The sequence below is a fragment of the Frankia sp. CeTa3Moorea genome (assembly GCF_978021225.1).
Window position 1 is genome coordinate 1 of record NZ_CDXDOR010000162.1, and the last position, 813, is coordinate 813.

2 protein-coding genes are annotated in these 813 nt (G+C 67.9%); both read right to left on the reverse strand.

All coding sequences use genetic code 11. The features are described from left to right. Positions 1–124: 124 nt before the first annotated feature. Positions 125–508 (reverse strand): PIN domain-containing protein, encoded by a 384-nt coding sequence (locus AC08OV_RS20720; protein WP_476614993.1) that lies wholly within the window; start codon positions 506–508, stop codon positions 125–127. Then, complete coding sequence (locus tag AC08OV_RS20725) at positions 505–753, reverse strand: type II toxin-antitoxin system Phd/YefM family antitoxin (protein ID WP_476614994.1); 249 nt, start codon at positions 751–753, stop codon at positions 505–507. Before AC08OV_RS20725 ends, AC08OV_RS20720 begins: the two co-directional genes overlap by 4 nt. Positions 754–813: the final 60 nt, after the last annotated feature.

Sequence of the window (813 nt, forward strand, 5' to 3'; positions counted from 1 at the left end):
AATCGCGGGTACCAGCGGACTGCCAGGAAGATCATCTCGAGGGGAGGGTGGAAGCCCGCGAACTCCGACAGCCTCGCCGCCCACCGGTGTGAGGATCGAACCGGCGATCTCGCCGTCAGCCGACTTAAATCGTGACGATCCTCAGGAGGTCTTCCAGGCCGACGAGGTCGGCGGCGTTGCGGGTGTAGATGCTGGCTCCGTGGGCATGGGCGGTGGCCGCGATCAGCAGGTCCATGGCGCGTGCGCGTGGCTGGCGTCCGGCTTCGACGACGCGGGCGGCGAGACGTCCGTAGCTGTCGGCGACGGCGTCGTCGATGGGCAGCGGGTCGAACCGTCGTTGGATCGCGCTGAGGCGGGCGAGCCGGGTTGCGCGGGCCTGGGGCGTCTTGGCGACGAGGACGCCGAACTGTAGTTCGGCGATGCTGATGACACTGACTGCCAACTCGCCGGAGATGGGGGTGACGTCCGTGGCGACCAGGACACTGGTATCGAGGACGCCGCGTTTCATCGGCCTTCCCAGGGATCCGTGAGGGAACCGTCGACGAGGTTGCGGTCCTCAGGCCAGTCGGTGTCCTCCGGCTGCGCGAAGAGTTCCGCCAGATCGTCCCAGCGCCGCCACACACGCGGACTCACCGGGCCAAGGACGGCTGCTGGTCGGCCGGCCACGGTGATGGTGAGCCGTTCACCGGCCTGGGCGCGTCGTACCAGGTCGCTGGCGTTCTGCCGGACCTCTCGAAGCCCTATCTCGTCCACCCCTCCGACGGTAGCACTTGTGCTACCGGCTCGACCATCGCGAAAATGAGCCTGGTCGGG